Source organism: Pseudonocardia broussonetiae (assembly GCF_013155125.1).
Taxonomy (GTDB): domain Bacteria; phylum Actinomycetota; class Actinomycetes; order Mycobacteriales; family Pseudonocardiaceae; genus Pseudonocardia; species Pseudonocardia broussonetiae.
On sequence record NZ_CP053564.1, the window covers coordinates 526359 to 543704 of the forward strand.

17 protein-coding genes are annotated in these 17346 nt (G+C 75.7%); 5 read left to right on the forward strand and 12 right to left on the reverse strand.

Features of this window, described 5'->3' with window-relative positions; genetic code table 11:
* Positions 1–38: 38 nt before the first annotated feature.
* Positions 39–1463, forward strand: coding sequence for a zinc-dependent metalloprotease (locus HOP40_RS02610; RefSeq protein WP_172154292.1), 1425 nt, complete (start codon positions 39–41; stop codon positions 1461–1463).
* A 17-nt stretch (positions 1464–1480) separates the two neighbouring features.
* Here HOP40_RS02610 and HOP40_RS02615 read toward each other — a convergent pair whose 3' ends face one another.
* Complete coding sequence (locus tag HOP40_RS02615) at positions 1481–2113, reverse strand: M48 metallopeptidase family protein (RefSeq protein ID WP_172154294.1); 633 nt, start codon at positions 2111–2113, stop codon at positions 1481–1483.
* 120 nt (positions 2114–2233) lie between these two features.
* Here HOP40_RS02615 and HOP40_RS02620 point away from each other — a divergent pair, with 120 nt between their 5' ends.
* Together HOP40_RS02620 and HOP40_RS02625 are read left to right on the forward strand one after the other, a co-directional pair.
* Positions 2234–3298 carry a TOMM precursor leader peptide-binding protein gene (locus HOP40_RS02620; protein ID WP_172154296.1) on the forward strand — a complete coding sequence of 355 codons (1065 nt, stop codon included), beginning with the start codon at positions 2234–2236 and terminating at the stop codon, positions 3296–3298.
* The gene (locus HOP40_RS02625; protein WP_240157473.1) at positions 3295–4623 is read left to right on the forward strand and encodes an ABC1 kinase family protein; all 1329 of its coding nucleotides are present in this window, start codon (positions 3295–3297) and stop codon (positions 4621–4623) included. The genes HOP40_RS02620 and HOP40_RS02625 overlap by 4 nt, the downstream gene beginning before the upstream one ends.
* A 166-nt stretch (positions 4624–4789) precedes the next feature.
* On the opposite strand, the gene HOP40_RS02630 is transcribed toward HOP40_RS02625, so the two are convergent.
* The 4 genes from HOP40_RS02630 to HOP40_RS02645 form a co-directional block, all read right to left on the reverse strand.
* Positions 4790–5035, reverse strand: a complete 246-nt coding sequence (locus HOP40_RS02630; RefSeq protein ID WP_172153778.1) for a hypothetical protein — start codon at positions 5033–5035, stop codon at positions 4790–4792.
* A gap of 35 nt (positions 5036–5070) precedes the next feature.
* Entirely contained in the window at positions 5071–5445 is a 375-nt protein-coding gene (locus HOP40_RS02635) for a WhiB family transcriptional regulator (protein ID WP_420821781.1), read from the reverse strand.
* Between the two features lie 92 nt (positions 5446–5537).
* The gene (locus HOP40_RS02640) at positions 5538–5708 is read right to left on the reverse strand and encodes a hypothetical protein (protein ID WP_172154300.1); all 171 of its coding nucleotides are present in this window, start codon (positions 5706–5708) and stop codon (positions 5538–5540) included.
* Between the two features lie 156 nt (positions 5709–5864).
* Positions 5865–7898, reverse strand: a complete 2034-nt coding sequence (locus HOP40_RS02645) for an ATP-dependent DNA helicase UvrD2 (protein WP_172154302.1) — start codon at positions 7896–7898, stop codon at positions 5865–5867.
* A gap of 59 nt (positions 7899–7957) precedes the next feature.
* Between HOP40_RS02645 and HOP40_RS02650 the strand changes: the two genes are divergently transcribed.
* Positions 7958–8197, forward strand: a complete 240-nt coding sequence (locus tag HOP40_RS02650; protein WP_172154304.1) for a mycoredoxin — start codon at positions 7958–7960, stop codon at positions 8195–8197.
* Positions 8198–8275: 78 nt separating this feature from the next.
* On the opposite strand, the gene HOP40_RS02655 is transcribed toward HOP40_RS02650, so the two are convergent.
* The 6 genes from HOP40_RS02655 to HOP40_RS02680 form a co-directional block, all read right to left on the reverse strand.
* Positions 8276–9184 (reverse strand): hypothetical protein, encoded by a 909-nt coding sequence (locus HOP40_RS02655; protein ID WP_172154306.1) that lies wholly within the window; start codon positions 9182–9184, stop codon positions 8276–8278.
* A gap of 166 nt (positions 9185–9350) precedes the next feature.
* Complete coding sequence (gene nudC / locus HOP40_RS02660; RefSeq protein ID WP_205347232.1) at positions 9351–10337, reverse strand: NAD(+) diphosphatase; 987 nt, start codon at positions 10335–10337, stop codon at positions 9351–9353.
* A complete protein-coding gene (locus HOP40_RS02665) occupies positions 10337–11710 on the reverse strand; it encodes a M16 family metallopeptidase (RefSeq protein ID WP_172154310.1) in 1374 nt (457 codons plus the stop codon). Before HOP40_RS02665 ends, nudC begins: the two co-directional genes overlap by 1 nt.
* Positions 11707–12987: a M16 family metallopeptidase gene (locus HOP40_RS02670; RefSeq protein ID WP_420821782.1), complete on the reverse strand. Its 1281-nt coding sequence runs from the start codon at positions 12985–12987 to the stop codon at positions 11707–11709. Before HOP40_RS02670 ends, HOP40_RS02665 begins: the two co-directional genes overlap by 4 nt.
* 9 nt (positions 12988–12996) lie before the next feature.
* Entirely contained in the window at positions 12997–14004 is a 1008-nt protein-coding gene (locus HOP40_RS02675; protein WP_205347059.1) for a phenylacetaldoxime dehydratase family protein, read from the reverse strand.
* Positions 14001–15023, reverse strand: coding sequence for a carbon-nitrogen hydrolase family protein (locus HOP40_RS02680; RefSeq protein WP_172154312.1), 1023 nt, complete (start codon positions 15021–15023; stop codon positions 14001–14003). Before HOP40_RS02680 ends, HOP40_RS02675 begins: the two co-directional genes overlap by 4 nt.
* 113 nt (positions 15024–15136) lie before the next feature.
* On the opposite strand from HOP40_RS02680, the gene HOP40_RS02685 reads away from it, so the two are divergent.
* Positions 15137–16105 carry an AraC-like ligand-binding domain-containing protein gene (locus tag HOP40_RS02685; RefSeq protein WP_172154314.1) on the forward strand — a complete coding sequence of 323 codons (969 nt, stop codon included), beginning with the start codon at positions 15137–15139 and terminating at the stop codon, positions 16103–16105.
* Here the strand turns inward: HOP40_RS02685 and HOP40_RS02690 are convergent.
* Complete coding sequence (locus HOP40_RS02690; protein WP_172154316.1) at positions 16060–17346, reverse strand: aldehyde dehydrogenase family protein; 1287 nt, start codon at positions 17344–17346, stop codon at positions 16060–16062. The two genes, HOP40_RS02685 and HOP40_RS02690, sit on opposite strands and share 46 nt — an antisense overlap.

Here is a 17346-nt window from a genome sequence, read left to right on the forward strand (position 1 = left end):
GGCCTCGTACGGTGGTCGGCGCGCGTACCGTGGTCGGCATGAGCGACAAGCCGCCGTTCGGTTTCGGACCCTCCGACCGCAACGACCCCGACCGGGGCCGCGACGACGAACCCGGCCGCGGTGACGGCCCGGCCGACCCCTTCGGCTTCGGCAACCTGCCGGGCATGCCGCCGGGCGGGCTGCCCGGGATGGGTGGCCTGCCGGGCATGGGCGGCCCCGGTGGTTTCGACGTCAACCAGCTCGGCCAGATGCTCACCCAGCTCGGGCAGATGCTCAGCCAGGCGCAGAACACCGGCGACGGCCCCGTCAACTACGACCTCGCCGCGCAGATGGCCACGCAGCAGCTCGCCGCCACCACCTCGTCGCTGACGGGGGCGCAGCGCGCCGCCGTGTCCGACGCGGTGAAGCTGGCCGAGCTGTGGCTCGACGCCGCCACCGAGTTCCCGGCCGGCGCCACGTCGACGAAGGCGTGGTCGGCGAGCGAGTGGGTCACCGCGAGCATGCCCACGTGGAAGCGCCTGTGCGACCCGGTGGCGCGCCGCATGTCCACGGCCTGGACCGACGCGCTGCCCGAGGAGGCGCGCGCCGCGGCCGGCCCGATGATGGCGATGCTCGGCCAGATGGGCGGGCTCGCGTTCGGCAGCCAGCTCGGGCAGGGCCTGGCGCAGCTCGCCGCCGAGGTGCTCACCTCCACCGACATCGGCATCCCGGTCGGCCCCGACCGCGTCGCGGCGCTGCTGCCGGAGAACGTCGAGAAGCTGACGCGCGACCTCGACCGCCCGGCCAGCGAGGTCCTGCTGTTCCTCGCCGCGCGCGAGGCCGCCCACCAGCGCCTGTTCGCCCACGTCGGGTGGCTCAGGGAGCGGCTGCTGCGCACCGTCGAGGAGTACGCGCAGGGCATCACGATCGACACCTCGAAGATCGAGGAGATGGCGCGGGGCATCGACCCGTCGAACCCCGAGGCCATCCAGGAGGCCATGGGCTCGGGCATGTTCGAGCCCGAGACCACGCCGGAGCAGAAGGCCGCGCTCGCGCGGCTGGAGACGCTGCTCGCGCTCATCGAGGGCTGGGTCGACGCCGTGGTGGCCGAGGCCGTCGGCGACCGCCTGCCCGGTGCCGAGGCGATGCGCGAGACGCTGCGGCGCCGTCGCGCGTCCGGCGGGCCGGCCGAGCAGACGTTCGCCACGGTCGTCGGGCTGGAGCTGCGGCCCCGGCGCCTGCGGGCGGCCGCGGAGCTGTGGCGCCTGCTCGGCGAGCAGCGCGGTGCCGCCGGGCGCGACGCGCTGTGGGCCCACCCGGACCTCATCCCGTCGGCCGACGACCTCGACGACCCGGCGGCGTTCGTCGCGCGCGACGAGGTGGGCGACCCGATCGCGGAGCTCGAGAAGCTCGCGGGCACCGACGCCGCACCCGACCCGGAGAACCCCGGCGCCGAGGACGAGAAGAAGGACCCCGAGGCGTAGTCCGCCTCCAGGCGCCGTCAGCCGGGCCCGGCCGCGAGGTCGGGCCCGGTCAGCGTCGTGGGCCCGGTGTCTGTGTCCGGCCCGGTGTCTGTGTCCGGCGGGGTGTCGGGCTCGTCGCCGTCGGTGCCGACCAGGCCCAGCCCGGCAGCCGCGGACAGCCCCTCGAGGTAGCCCATCGCGCGCTCGGTGCGGGGGTAGCGCCGCACCCAGGCCCAGAACGCGTCGTCGTGGCCGGGCTCGAGCAGGTGCGCGAGCTCGTGGACCAGGACGTAGTCGACGACCCAGCCCGGCGCGTCGCGGAGCCGCTCGCTGATCCGGATCGTGCGGTCGGCGGGCGTGCAGGAGGCCCAGCGGGTGCGCATCGTGGGCACCCAGCGGACGGTGGCGGGCACGGCGAGCCCGTCGAGGTGGCGGCGGTTGAGGTCGAGGCAGCGGCGCCGCAGCGCGTCGTCACCGGTGCGGCCCGGCGAGCGGCGGCGGGCCTCGCTGCGCTCCAGGCGGGCCACCATCTCGTCGACCCAGCGGCGCTCCTCGCTCTCGCTCATCCACCCCGGGATGAACACGATCACGGTGTCGCCCTCGCGCCGGGCGCTGACCATCCGCTTGCGACGGTCGCTGCGCCGGACCTCGACGGCCGTGGGCCACGCCATGCCACCGAGGGTAGTCCCCGCAGGTCACCGCGGGCGGGCCGGTGCGAGTTGTCCACAGGCCGTGGGCATCAACTGTGGACGGGCGGCACGCCGGGGCGCGGATCCGGCGACCATCGCCGCATGGACCTGCCGCCCCTGCTCTCCCTCGCCCCGCACCGCACGCTGCTGCCCGTCGGGGCGCGCACCCGCCGGATCGGGCTGTGCCCCGACGCGGGGCTGCTCGCCGACGACCTCGACCCGCCGCTGGCGCTGATGCTCGACGAGCTGGGCTCGGTGGTCGCGCCCGGGCCGCTCGTCGAGCGGGCGGCGGCGCGCGGGGCCGACCCGTCGGCGGCGCGGGCGCTGCTGGGCTCCCTGCTCGACGCGGGCGCGGTCGTCGACGCGTCCGCGGTGCGGCGGGTGGCCGCGCGGCGGGCGCACCACGTCGTGCTCGTCGTCGGCGACGGGCCGCTGGCGGCGGGCGTCGTCACGGGGCTGGTCGGGGCGGGGCTGGTCGGGGCCGGGCCGGTCGGGCCGGTCGGCGAGGCGCACCCGGGCGGTGCCGACGGGCGCGTGGGCACCGTGCACCTCGCCGCCGACGGGGTGGTCGGGGGCGCCGACCTCGGCACCGGCCTCCTCGACGCCGACCGGGGCGCGCGCCGCGGCAAGGCCGTTGCGCGGGCGGCGGCGCGGCTCGTGCCGGACGCCGTCGTCACGCCCCCGCCGCAGCGGCTCTCGCCCGACCTGGTGGTGCTCGCCGACGCCCAGGCGCCGCCGGCGCGGCTGGTCGACCGGCTCCTCGACGACGGCGTCGCGCACCTGCCCGTCCGGCTGCGCGACGGCGTGGGCGTCGTCGGGCCGCTCGTCCTGCCCGGCCGCACGGCGTGCCTGCGCTGCCTCGACCTGCACCGCGCCGACCGCGACCCCGGCTGGCCCGGCGTGGCCGCGCAGCTCGCCGGACGTCCGGGGCGGGCAGACCCCGCCTGCGTCGTCGCCACCGCCGCGCTGGGCACCGCCCAGGCCCTCGCCGCGCTCGACGCCAGCGCTCGCCCGCCCGTCCTCGACGCCGTGCTGGAGCTCGACGTGGCCGCCGCGACGCTGGTCACCCGCCACTGGTCGCGCCATCCGCGGTGCCCCTGCGGTGGGGCGCGCCACGCTCGGGCGACATGCGGGGGTGGTCCACCTCGGGGGAGACTGGAGTCGTGACGGACATCCCACGGCGCACCGCCGCCCGCACCGCCAAGCTCGCCAGCCTCCCCCTGGGGGCGGCGGGCCGGGCCGCCGCCGGCTGGGGACGCCGCCTCGCCGGGGGCGACGGCGACGAGATCTCCGCGCAGATGATGCAGAAGAGCGCCGAGCAGCTGTTCGCGGTGCTCGGCGAGCTCAAGGGCGGCGCCATGAAGTTCGGCCAGGCGCTGAGCGTGTTCGAGGCGGCCGTGCCCGAGGAGTACGCGGCGCCGTTCCGCGAGTCGCTGGTCAAGCTGCAGTCGGCGGCTCCGCCGATGCCGCCGCGCGACGTCGACCGCATGCTCTCCGAGCAGTTCGGCCGCGGCTGGCGCGGCCGGTTCACCGAGTTCGACGACACCCCGGCCGCGGCCGCGAGCATCGGCCAGGTGCACCGCGCGGTGTGGCGCGACGGGCGCGAGGTCGCGGTCAAGGTGCAGTACCCGGGCGCGGAGCAGGCGTTGCTGTCCGACCTGCGCCAGCTGTCCCGGATGAGCCGGCTCATGCAGCCGTTCCTGCCCGGCCTGGACATCAAGCCGCTGATCAGCGAGCTGCAGGACCGGATGGCCGAGGAGCTCGACTACCGCGACGAGGCCGACAACCAGCGCGCGTTCGCCGCGGCCTACGACGGCGACCCCCAGGTGCTGGTGCCGAAGGTCGTCGCGTCGGCGCCGAAGGCGATGGTCAGCGAGTGGGTCACCGGACGGAAGCTGTCCGACGTCATCGCCCGCGGCACGCAGGAGGAGCGCGACCACGCCGCGCTGCAGCTCTCGGAGTTCCTCTACGCCTCGCCCGAGCGGGTCGGGCTGCTGCACGCCGACCCGCACCCGGGCAACTTCCTGCTGCTCGACGACGGTCGCCTGATGGTGATCGACTTCGGCGCCGTGGCGCGGCTGCCCGACGGCATGCCGCGGCCGCTGTCGGAGATGCTGCGGCTCGCGCTGGCCGAGCGGCCCGTCGACCTGCTGGCGCACCTGCGCCGCGAGGGGTTCGTCCGGGCGGGCTCGCAGATGACGGCCGACGAGGCGATGGCCTACCTCGCGCCGTTCACCGAGCCGATGCACACCGAGTCGTTCCGGTTCGACCGCGCCTGGCTGCAGAAGCAGGCCGAGCGCGTCGGCGACCTGCGCAGCCCGCAGTTCAACACCGGCCGGGAGCTCAACCTGCCGGCCCAGTACCTGCTCGTGCACCGCGTCACGATGGGCACGATCGGGGTCCTCTGCCAGCTCGACGCCGACGTGCCGCTGCGGGGCATCGTCCAGCAGTGGAACCCGTGGATCTTCGAGGACTCCCCCGCGTCGGGCTGAGTCCCGCACCCCGCCCCGCGCACGCCGACGGCGCCCCGGTCGCGGGAGGACCGGGGCGCCGTCGGGTTCGGGGCGGCGCCGCGCAGAGGGCGCCGCAGGTCGGGTCAGGATGCTGTGTCGATCAGCGCGCCGTCGGTCGGCGCGCCGTCGATCAGTGCGCCGTGGATCACCGCACCGCGCGCCGCGCGCGGTCGGCGCGCCGCTGCGCGAAGGCCGCCAGGCGGGCCCAGGTGCGGCCCGCCACGAACTGGCGGGCCAGGGCGTGGTCGCGTGCGGCCTGTTCGGCCTCCTGCTGTCGGGATCGGGCCAGGGCTTCGTTCATGAGCAACATTCCGTGTCCTCGGGTGAGTCGGGCCTCGCGGTCGCGGACGGCGCCGGACGGGTACGGGGTGGCGGTGCTGATGAGGGTCATGGCGGGCTCCTGAGGGGTCGGTCGTGCTGGGGTGGTCAGGCCGAGGCCGCGGCGTACGCGCGGTCGCGGGCCAGGTCGGCCTTGCTGGGACGGCCCCGGGGCCGCTTGCGGGGGATGACGGCGCCGCGCTCGAAGATCTCGCCGCCCCACACCCCCCACGGCTCCTCGCGCGCGAGCGCGCCGGCCAGGCACTCGGCCCGGATCGGGCACGCCCCGCACAGCGCCTTGGCCTGCTCCAGCTCGCGGGGAGCCTCGGCGAACCACAGGTCGGCGTCGCCGGAGCGACAGGGCAGGTCGAGGCCGGCGCGGGGTGCCGCGTCGAGCAGGGACCCCAGAGGAGAGGCGGTGTCGCCACCCATCTGGTCGGGGTTGATCGCTCCGCCGTCCAACGGAACTGATCGGACTAGCACCGCACTACCTCCTGATACTCGAACCGGAGAACAAAAAAGCCGCGAACCCTGTCGGGTCCGCGGCTTCGACTGCTGCCGGTGAGTGTCGGCGTCTACTTGCGACACCTCACCGCGGACACACCTGTGCTGTTGTCGAGATCGATCCCTGCGGCCGTGATCACGGCCGGACGCGGCTTGCGCCCGCGGACGTACGCGGACGCCTGCGCGAAGCCGGCCTCGGTCCACAGACGGGTGCCGTGGACCGGGACGAGGGTGGTCGTCATCGTGATCATCGTGGGCACCTCCTCAGTGGATGGTCGTGGCGCGGGACGGGCCGGTGCAGTCCGTCGGGGAGTTACGTTAGGGATACCCCGCCGGGGTGGGCAACCTATTTACGGAAACTTTCTCCGACGGAGTCCGGAACTCGCCGGACGCGCGGCTCAGAGGTCGCTGACCAGCGCGAGGACGGCGGGTCCGTAGCGGTCGAGCTTGCGGGCGCCGATGCCGGGGATCGACACCAGCGCGGCGCTGTCGGCGGGGCGGTGCTCGGCGATCGCGGTGAGGGTGGCGTCGGTGAACACCACGTAGGCCGGCACCTGCTGCTCCCGGGCCTCCTCGGCCCGCCAGCCGCGGAGGCGGTCGAGCAGCTCGGTGTCCACGTCGGACGGGCAGTCGGAGCAGCGGCGCATCTTCAGCGCGTCGACGCCCAGCAGCGGCGACCCGCACACCCGGCAGCGCGGCTTGCTGCCCGCCGCGGTCGGCGCGGCGATGCGCGAGGCGGGGTGCGCGTCGGGGATGAGGCCGTGCAGGAAGCGGCTGCGGCGGCGCTTGCGGGCCCCGCCGGGCTGGCGCGAGAGGGCCCAGGACAGCGCGAGGCGGCGCCGGGCGCGCGTCACGCCGACGTAGAGCAGGCGGCGCTCCTCCTCGATCGCGGCCTCGTCACCGTCGGCGTGCTGGATCGGGAGCGTGCCGTCGGCGAGGCCGACGAGGAACACGACGTCCCACTCCAGGCCCTTCGCCGCGTGCAGCGACGCCAGCGTGACGCCCTGCACGGCGGGCGGGTGGGCGGCGTCGGCGCGGATGTCGAGCTCGGCGCAGAAGCGGCGCACGTCGGCGTCCGGCTCGTCGGCGACGAGCTGCTCGGCCAGCTCGACGATGGCCAGCAGCGACTCCCACTGCGCCCGCTGCGCCGCACCGCCGGGCGGCTCGGCCGACAGCCCGACGGGGGCCAGCACGTCGCGCACGGCGTCGACCAGCGGGTCGGTGCGCCCGCTCGCCATCCGCAGCACGCTCATCGCCTTGCGCACCTCGGGGCGGGAGAAGAACCGCTCGCCCCCGCGCACCTGGAACGGGACGCCCGCCGCGGTGAGCGCCTGCTCGTACGCCTCGGACTGCGCGTTGATCCGGAACAGGACGGCGATCTCACCGGCCTGCACGCCCTCCTCGTCGACGAGCCGGCGGATCTGCGCGGCGACGGCGGCGGCCTCGGCGGGCTCGTCGTCGTACTCGGTGAAGTCGGGCTCCGGGCCGGGCGGGAGCTGGCCGATGAGCGCGAGTCTGCTGCCGGCCGCGCGGCCGCGGGCGGCGCCGATCAGCGTGTTGGCGCACGCCACGACCTGCGGCGTGGAGCGGTAGTCGCGCTGCAGCCGCACGACGACGGCCTCGGGGAAGCGGCGCGGGAAGTCGAGCAGGTGCTTCGGGGTGGCGCCGGCGAAGGTGTAGATCGTCTGGTTGGCGTCGCCGACGACGGTGAGGTCGTCGCGGTCGCCCAGCCAGGCGTCGAGGACGCGCTGCTGCAGCGCCGTGACGTCCTGGTACTCGTCGACGACGAAGCAGCGGTAGCGGTCGCGGAACTCCTCCGCCACGTCGGCGTTCTCCTCGAGCGCGGCGGCGGTGTGCAGCAGCAGGTCGTCGAAGTCGAGCAGCTCGGCGCGGTTCTTCAGCGCCTCGTACCCGGCGTAGACGGCGGCGACCTGCTCGGCCGGGCCGGGGATGTCACGGCTGCGCTTCGCCACCTCCGCGGCGTAGTCGCCGGGCGTGATCAGCGAGGCCTTGGCCCACTCGATCTCGCCGGCGAAGTCGCGCAGCGAGGCGGCGTCGGTGCCGACCTTGAGGCGCGCGGCGGCCTGCCCGACGATGCGCAGCTTGCCCTCGAGGATCTGCCACTGGTCGCCGCCGACGACCCGCGGCCAGAAGTAGCGCAGCTGGCGCAGGCTCGCGGCGTGGAACGTGCGGGCCTGCACGCCGGACACGCCCAGGCTCCGCAGGCGCGTGCGCATCTCCCCCGCGGCGCGCGCCGTGAACGTCACCGCGAGGACCTGCCCCGGCGCGACGTGCCCCGTGCTCACCAGGTGGGCGATGCGGCGGGTGATCGTGCGGGTCTTGCCGGTGCCCGCGCCCGCCAGGACGCAGACGGGTCCCCGGGGGGCGGTGACCGCGGCCCGCTGCTCGTCGTCCAGACCCGAATCACGCACGGGACCATCCTGGCACCCGCGCCGGGAAGAGGTGCGCCCGCCGCACGGTTGAAGGGGGCATGTCCCAGGTGACGATGTACTCGACGACGTGGTGCGGCTACTGCCGGCGCCTCAAGCTGCAGCTCGACCAGGCCGGGATCCCGTACACGGAGATCGACATCGAGCGCAACGCCGACGCGGCCCGGTTCGTGGAGGGCGTGAACGGCGGCAACCAGACCGTCCCGGTGATCCTGTTCCCGGACGAGACGACCGCCACGAACCCGAGCCTGGCGCAGGTGAAGGCCAAGCTCGCCGCCTAGCCGGCTGGCACACACCTCCCGGGGCTCGCACACAGGTTCTGCCCTGTGTGCGAGCCCCGGAGCCTGTGTGCGAGCCGGTCAGGAGAGGCGTTCGCGCAGGCGAGCCGCCGTCGCGCGGAAGTCGGTCAGGTCGCTCCAGAGCCAGCGCAGGACGCGCAGGTCGAGGTCGCGCAGGGCGTCCTCGCGGGCCTTCTCGGCCACCAGGACGTCGGCCGCGGTCCGGCCGGGCGGCACGAGGCGCCCGTACTTGACGAGGCCGTCGAACTCGCCGAGGACGCGCTTGCGCGGCCACCAGAAGTCGACGGTGCCGACGTGCGCGCCGCCCCGGTCGACGAACTCGTGCTGCAGCTCCGGCGCCGGGAGCCCCGCCTGCGCGATCGCGACGCGGCTGCGCGACTCGCCGACACTGCGGCTTCCGCCGTCCGCGAACGCCAGGACGCGGCGGGCCCGCGGCGCCCCCGGCCACCCCTTCTGCCGGGCGATCGCCCGCGCCAGGGAATCGGCGTCGACGGTGCCGCTCGCCAGCGCGGCGTCGGCGACGACCACGGCCTGCGTGAACGGCGCCGTGCGCGCGACGTCGGCGACCGTCCGCGGCGCGTCGGTGACCAGGACGCCGTCGAGCCAGGTGACCTCGTCGTCGCGCAGGCGGGCCGCGTGGACGTGCACGGCCGGGTCGACCCGCCCACCCGTGCGCCGCGACCGCGTGGCGTGCACCGCCCCGAGCGGCAGGCCCCAGACCGGCCAGCCGTGCAGGAGGGCCGCCGAGGCGTGGCTGAAGACCGCGTCGGCGCACAGCTGCTCCGACGCCGCCCGCACCGCGGTGAGGTGCCGGGTGGCGTGGTCGTCGGGCAGCGGGCCGTCGACGTAGGCGCCGCGCCGCACGACCCCCAGCTCCCCCGCCCGGACGCGCTGCCGGACCTCGTCGTCGGAGTACCCGGCGGCCCGCAGGCCGGTCCGGAGGTGCACCGCGGGCGCCGTGGACGTCATGCCCCGAATGCTCGGCGGGCGGGAGCCGCGGCGACAGGGGCGCAGGATTCCTGGGGACAACCGCCGCGCGATGTGGACAACCCAGCGGCTCGCACACACCTCCCGGGGGGCGCACACAGGTCCGGACCTGTGTGCGAGCCCCGGAGCCTGTGTGCGAGCCCGGTGGTTAGAGCGCGGCCCAGGCCTCGATCATGCTGCGGGCGATGCTCACGCTGCCCGGGAGGAGGAAGGGGGCCTCGCCGCTCGCCGACCAGTCGCCCTCCCCCAGCGCCGCGCGGACGTCGGCCCGCGTGGCCCAGAACGCCTCCGCGATCTCGCCGTCGGCCGGGACCAGGGTGACCGAGGGGTCGGCGACGGCGTGGAAACCGACCATCAGGCTCCGCGGGAAGGGCCACGACTGGCTGCCCAGGTACCGGACGTCGGAGACGGTGGCGCCGACCTCCTCGTGGATCTCCCGGAGCACGCACGCCTCCAGCGACTCCCCCGCCTCGACGAACCCGGCGAGCACCGAGTAGCGCCGCGCCGGCCACACCGGCTGCCGCGCGAGCAGCACCCGCGCGTCCGGGCCGGTGCCGCCGTCGTGCACCAGGCAGATGACGGCGGGGTCGGTGCGCGGGTACTCCTCGTGCCCGGCCGCCTCGCAGTGCCGGTGCCAGCCGGCGTTCGCCGGGTGGGTCGGCGAGCCGTCGCGCGAGCAGAAGCGCGCGGAGTCGTGCCAGTTCAGTGCGGCGACCGCGGTGGTGAACAGGCCCGCGCCCAGCGCGTCGAGCACGGCCCCGGTCATCCGCAGGTCGACCCACTCGCTCGGGTCGTCGCCCGCGAGCAGGTCGGGCTTGCCGCGCACCGCCCAGTAGGCGATGTGGTCGCGCTCGCCGAGCAGCACGGCGTCGGGGGTGGGGGCGTCGCCCGACGTCGCCCGGGTCTTGAGCCGGGCCCCGCCCGCGGCGACGTCCCAGCTCCCGGCGTCGGCGGCGCGGAAGCCGCCCTGGGGGGCGGCGTCCCACTCGACCGGCGTGCGCCCCTCCGGGTCGACGACGACGAGCCGCGCCGACGGCCAGCCGGCCACCTGGCGGGCGGTGTCGGTGCGCAGCGGCTCGTCGCGCAGGACGCCCGAGCGGGACAGGACGGGCGGGGCGAGCAGGTCGAAGTCGATCACGGGGCGATCCCGCCCAGCGCCCGCACCCGCGGCCCGATGACCTCGGCGTCGCCGACGACCACCCCGGAGAACCCGGTGGGCGCGAAGAACCGCAGCGCGGCGTCGGCCACCTCGTCGACGGTGACCGCGGCCAGCCGTGCGGGGTGCCCGCGCAGCCAGTCGAGGTCGAGCCCGACCGACGCCAGCCCGGCGATGGTCGACGCGAGGCCGCCCTGGTTGTCGAGCGAGATCAGCAGCGAGCCGACCGCGTAGCTGCGGGCCGCGTCGATCTCCTCGGCCGTGGGCGGCACCGCGCAGAGCCGGCCCAGCTCGTAGCGGGTCTCCAGCAGCGCGGCCGCGGTGACGTCGCTGGCCACGTCGGTGTCGACGCCCAGCACCGCGCCGCCGGGGATGAACTCCGGCCCGGAGTGCGCGCCGTAGGTGTAGCCCTTGTCCTCGCGGATGTTCTCCATCCAGCGCGAGGAGAAGTAGCCGCCGAACACCAGGTTGGCCAGCTGCAGGGCGGCGTAGGCGGGGTCGTCGCGCGGCACGGCGGGACCCGAGAGCCGCAGCTGCGACTGCACCGACCCGGGCCGGTGCACCAGGACCAGCTCGCCGGGCACCGGGTACGGCGGCGCGGAGAGCTCGAGCGCGGTGCGGTCGGAGGTCCAGGACCCCAGGGCCCGCTCGACGGCCGCGACCGCGGCGGCCGGGTCGACGTCGCCGACGAGCGTGAGCGTCGACCCCCGCGGCACCAGCGACGCCGCGTGCGTGGCCCGCACCCGCTCCGCCGTGACCGCGGTGACGGCCTCGGCCGTGGGCATCTCGGCGGTGATCGGGTGGTCGCCGAAGCGGACGCGCTGCAGCGCCTCGCGCGCGATCGTGCGCGGCTGCGCGCGGGCCACCGCGATGCGCTCGACGAGCCGCTCCCGCTCGCGCGCCACCTCGTGGTCGGGGTGGGTGGCGCCGGTGAGGACGTCGGCGAGCACGTCGAGGATCGTCGCCAGCCCGTCGGCGAGGCCCGAGCCCGCGATCAGCAGGCGCTCCGGGTCGACGCTCGCGCCGAGGTCGGCGCCGACGGCGGCCAGCTCGTCGTCGATGGCGACGCGGTCGCGCGTGGCGGTGGCCGTCAGCAGGGTCTCCGACAGCAGCTCCGCGATCGCCGGGTGCCCGCTGCCGGGCGCCGGGTCGGCGAACGGGACGCGCAGGCGCAGCTCCACCATCGGGACGCTGGCGCGGCGCGCGACGAGCACGCGCAGGCCGTTGGCCAGCGTCGTCCCGGTGACGTCGGGCAGCGGCACCTCCCGCGTGACGCCGAGCGCGGGCAGCGGCCGGGGACCGGCGGGCGTGCGGCCGATCTGCTCCGCGGAGCGGTGGGTCGCGGTGGTCATGCGCTCTCCTCCTGAGCGGCGGCGGGCTCCACCAGCAGCACGCCCCGCCCGGCCCCGCGCAGGGACGCCGCGGCGTCCCGCACCTGGTCGGGGGTGACGGCGGCGAGGCGCCCGGGCAGCTCGTCGGTGATCTCGGCGCGGCCGTAGAGCAGCTCGCGCGCCCCGAGGCCGAGCATGCGGTACATGACGCGGTCGTTCTCCTGGTGCGCGCCGGCCGACCAGCGCGCGACCTGGCGGGCCAGCTCGTCGGCGCTCGGGCCCTGCGCGGCCAGCTTCTCCAGCTCCTCGTCGACGGCGCCGAGCACGCGGTCGGGGTCGACCGCGGCCGGGTGCACCGCGGTGACGGTGAACGTGTCGGGGTCGCGGGCGTCGAGCGAGCCCATGAGCCCGGCCGAGGCGGAGACGTCGGTGACGATCCCGTCGGCGTGCACGAGCCGGCGCTGCAGGCGCGCGGCCTCGCCGTCGCCGAGCACCGACGCCAGCAGCATGTGGGCGAGGTAGCCGTCGAGGTCGGCGGCCGGGTCGGGGAGCCGGAAGCCCATCGCGAGCGCGGGCAGCGGCGCGTGGGCGTCGGGGACGACCTGGCGGCGCTCGGCGCCGGGCACCGGCTCGGCGAAGCTCGGGCGCACCGGCGTCGGGCGGGCGGGGATGTCGCCGAAGTGCTTCTCCACCAGCGCGAGCGTCTCGTCGACGTTGATGAACCCGGCGACGGTGACCTGCGCGTTGCCCGGCGCGTAGTAGGTGTCGAAGAACGCGGCGGCGTCGTCGAGGGAGGCCTGCTCGAGCTCGGAGAAGTCGCCGTAGCCGTTGTGCGCGTTGGGGAAGGTGTCGTAGAGGACCGGCGGCAGCAGGATCCAGGGGAAGCCGCCGTAGGGCCGGTTGAGGACGTTGAGGCGGATCTCCTCCTTCACGACGTCGACCTGGTTGCGCAGGTTCTCGACCGTGAGCAGGGGCGCGCGCAGGCGGTCGGCCTCCAGGAACAGCGCCCGCTCCAGGGCCGCTGCGGGCAGCACCTCGAAGTAGTCGGTGTAGTCCTGGTGGGTCGAGCCGTTGAACACCCCGCCCGAGCTCTGCACGTGCCGGAAGTGCGCGAGCTTCTCCAGGCTCTCGCTGCCCTGGAACATGAGGTGCTCGAACAGGTGCGCGAACCCGGTGCGCCCCTGCGGCTCGGACCGGAACCCGACGTCGACGTGCACGGCGACGCCGACGACGGGGGTGGCGGGATCGGGGACGAGCAGGACCCGCAGCCCGTTGGGCAGGGTCGTTCGATGCAGCACGCCCCGAATCTAGCCGTTGCCGGACAACCCCGTTCCCGGGCGGCAGTCGACGTACTCGAAGTACTGCTCGTCGGCGGCCGCGACCGACACCTCGTGGTAGAGCCGCAGCCGCGCCGAGGGACCCGTCGTCGTCAGGTACCTCATGGCCGCCCCGAAGATCGCGACGTGCGTCGGGTGCGACTCCGACCAGCGCTCCAGCGCGTCGAGGCTGCGCCACCAGCTCATGCCGAAGGTGCGGTCGACGGGCCGGGCGTCCTCGACGACGGTGAGGTAGCGGTTGGTGCGGCAGCCGACCGCGCTCCCCTCGTCGCGCAGGAAGTCCATGCCCGCGCGCAGCACCGGCTCGACCTCCTCGAGGTACATCACGCGCTCGGCGCCGTCGGTGTCGGTCCAGTCCTGGCCGGAGCGGATGAGGCAGGCGGCGTGCTGCGGACGCACCCGCACGCGGCCGCCGTCGCGCTCGACGACGGGCTCCCCGACCGGGGCCATCGCGTCGGTCTGCGAGAGCGGGATGCGGTCGCGCATGCCGCCCCAGTAGCCGTGCTCCTGGACCTCGCCCGACAGCCCCTCGGCCAGCACGGCGACGCCCTCGGGCCGCCCGGTCGAGGAGAACAGCGTCTCGTGCTCCTCGACGGTGGGGCGCAGGACCTCGGCCCAGCGCCCGTTGCCGTCGCGCACGCCGTCGCCCAGCCAGGAGTCGCGGTGCGCGTCCCACCAGCGGTCGAACTGCTCCGGGTCGTCCCAGTAGGCGATCGACACGGTCTCGCCGTCGCCCCGCGCCCGGTCGTGGTGTCCGGGCCCGTCGGCGGCGGCCAGCGCCGCGTCGATCGGGGCGAGCAGGCCGGGCGGCGGGTCGTCGCCGTCGTGCTGCAGGCCGAGGTAGGCCATGACGACCTGGCGCACCGACGTCGCCGAGCGCGCCACGTAGGACGGGTAGGGCGGCGCGTAGTCGTCGGGGACCCGGCGGTGGCGGGTGCGGGTGGTGACGAGGTGGTCGGGGATCGCGGACTCGATCACGCCGGCACCTCCGCGCGCAGCGCCGGCTCGGGCTCCACGTCCCCGCCGATCTCGACGCCGGGCGCGGTGAACGGGACCACGCGGTCGCCGGGCGTCCTGTTGAGCAGCAGCCGGGTGACGTCGGGGCGCGAGTAGTGACCCGCCGGGTCGGCCGCGGCCTTGGCCAGGGAGATCATGCCCAGGTCGATGTCGGCGTAGAGCAGGCCCTCGGCGTCGGGCGCGAGGCGCTCGGCGATCTCCTGCCCGTCGGGGGCGAAGATCCGCGCGTGCCCGCCGCCGGGCTGGAGCAGGGCGCGCTTGGTGTCGTCGGTGCAGAGCAGCTCGATCATCTCCGGCGAGACCGTGGCACACGGCGCGAGCACGAAGCACCCGCCCTCGACGGCGTAGACGCGGCTCGCGGACGTGTTGACCTCCGGGCCGAGCGCGTACGCCCCGCCGACGTAGAGCGAGAAGCTGGGCCACGCGCCGACGTGCACCTGCTCGTCCTGGGCGTACATCGCGTACTTCGACAGCGGCTGCAGGTGCTCCCAGCAGCACAGCCCGCCCAGGCGGCCCAGCGGCGTCGCGTGCACCGAGAGGTCGGAGCCGTCGCCCTCGCCGAAGACCGTCCGCTCGACGTGGGTGGGCTTGAGCTTGCGGCGCCGCGCGATCGTCTCCCCGTCCGGGCCGATCGTCCACTGCGCGATGTAGAGGCTGCCGCCGCGGCGCTCGGACAGCCCCAGCGAGACGGTGATGGAGTGCTCCCGCGCGGCGGCGGCGATGCGGTCGGCCTGCGGCGAGCCGTAGACCAGCGAGTTGTCGAAGTAGCGCTGGACGAACTGCATGCCCCAGGCCGGGGAGTCGAGCCAGATGAACCACGGGTAGCCGGGCAGCCAGGTCTCCGGGAAGCCGATCAGCTCGGCCCCGTGGGCGGCGGCCTCGGCGATCAGCGCCACCGTCCTGTCGACGCCGGCGTCGAGGTCGAGGAAGGCGGGCGCGGCCTGCACGGCGGCGGCGCGGAACTGCGGGTGGGTGCTCATGGCCGACGAGCCTGGCGACGCGGCGGCCCCCGCGGTGGACCCTGCGTGTCGACCTCGTTGACTCTGCGGGTCAGGGCCTTGCCGGGCGGGGTCGCCGTCCCTACCGTCGGTCCATGGCCCGCCTGCTCACCACCGACGAGGTGGACGCGCGCGACCGGCTGGCCTTCTGGAACGACGCCGTCTCCGACGCCTACGTGCAGCTCGCCTGCGACGCGCCCGGTGACGACGTCGTCGGCGACATCCGGATCGACTCGCTGGCCACGCTGGAGCTCTCCCGCGTCACGGCGACGGCGCAGCACGTGCACCGCACGCCGTCGCTGATCGCGCGGGCGGCCGAGGACCGGTTCCTGGTGAGCATCCAGACCTCGGGCGTCGGGCGGATCAGCCAGGACGACCGCACGGCCGTGCTGCACGCGGGCGACTTCGCGCTCTACGACTCCACGCGCCCCTACCGCCTCGACTTCGACGGCCCGTTCCAGCAGTACGTCCTCATGCTGCCCGGGCCGACGCTGCGCTCCCAGCTGCGCGACGCGACCGACCTGACCGCGCGGAGCGTGCGGGGCTCCCGCGGCGCCGGGCACCTGATGATCGAGATGATCCGGACGCTGGCCGCCGACATCGCCGTGCTCGAACCCGCCGCCGCGGCCGCGGTGGCGCAGAGCGTCGGGCACATCGTGGTGGCCGGGCTGAGCTCGCTGGGCGGCGAGGCGCCCGAGCCGTCGCTGGAGGCGCGCCGGGAGCAGGTGCGGGCGGTCGCGCGGGCCCGGCTGCGCGACCCCGACCTGTCGGTCGCGATGATCGCCGGGCAGCTGCACGCGTCGGTGAGCACGCTGCACCGGGCGTTCGCCGGGGAGCCGTGCTCGATCGCGGAGTGGATCCGGGCCCAGCGCCTCGACGCCGTGCGCGCCGACCTCTGCGACCCCGCGCTGCGCCACCGCACGATCGGCGACCTCGCCCTGTCCTGGGGCTTCGTCGACGCCTCGCACTTCAGCCGGGCGTTCCGCGCGCGGTTCGGGAGCACCGCGCGCGAGGTGCGTCAGGCGGGGAGCACGACGAACTGGCGCAGCGACAGGTCGACGTAGGTGACCGGGCCGCGCGGGCCCGGGGTGTGGTCGACGTTGATGCCGGTCTCGGGCAGGCCGAGGAGCTTGTAGCCGTCGAGCAGGCGCGTCGTGGTGTTCCAGAAGACGCCGGTGCCGGTGTAGGCGTCGATGAACGCGGTCGCGGCGTCCTCGTCGGTGGCGCAGACCGACGCGGCCAGCCCGGACGTCTCGCGGGCGGCGGTGAGTGCGGCGTCGAGCGGGCCGTCGACGGTCGCGACCGTCACGTGGGCCTCGGAGCCGGAGTCGAGCGCCCACTCGTGGCCGAGCGGGTGGTCGTGCGGGGCGAGGCTGGGGACGATGTCGCGGTCGGCCAGCGCCTCCTCGGCGACGGGCCAGAGCCGCTCGTAGGCGTCGGCGTCGATGAGCAGGAGGTTGAGGCGGTTGCAGACGCCGAGGCGGTCGGTCGACTCGGTGACCAGCCGCGTGACGTCGTCCTCGTCGGCGCTGCCGTGCAGGTAGAGCACCCCGCCGCCGTCGGCGTGGGCGAGCACGCGGGTGCCCGCCGCGGCGCCGAGCGCGGAGAGCCGGCGCGTGATGTCACCGCTGCCGCGGACGACCACGAGCGGCACGAGGTCGGGCAGCCCGACGAGCGCGTCGGCGCCGGCGTGGCCGGGGGTCGGCACGAGCTGCACGGCGTCGGCGGGCACGCCGTGGCGCTCCAGGGCCGGGGCGAGGACGAGCTCGACCAGCGCCGTCGCGCTGCCCAGCGCGGCCGCCCCGGTGCGCAGGACGGCGGCGCTGCGGGCCTTGAGGACCTGGGAGGCGACGTCGACGGTGACGTTGGGACGCGCCTCGAACACCGCCCCGATGACGCCGACGGGCACGCGCCGCTCGAACACCCGCTCCCCCGTGGGCAGCGTGCGGACCTCGCGCTGCAGCGGGGGCTCGGGGGTGTCGGCGAGGACGTCGAGCTGGGTGGCCATCTCCGCGATGCGCTCGGGGGTGAGGCGCAGGCGGTCGAGGAGGCCGGCGGCCATGCCGTTCTGCTCGGCGGCGGTGACGTCGGCGTGGTTGGCCTCGAGGAGGTCGCGGGAGCGCTCGCGCAGCAGCTCGGCGGCCGTGCGGAGGGCGGCGTCGACGGCGGCCCCGCCCGCGGCCCGCACGCCCGGGGCCGCGGCGGCGGCGCGGAGGGCGGCCTCGCGGACGGCGGTGTGCTCGGGGGTCTCGGGGGTTCCGGCGTTCCCGGGAGTCCCGGTGGGGGTGTCGACGCTGCTGCTCAC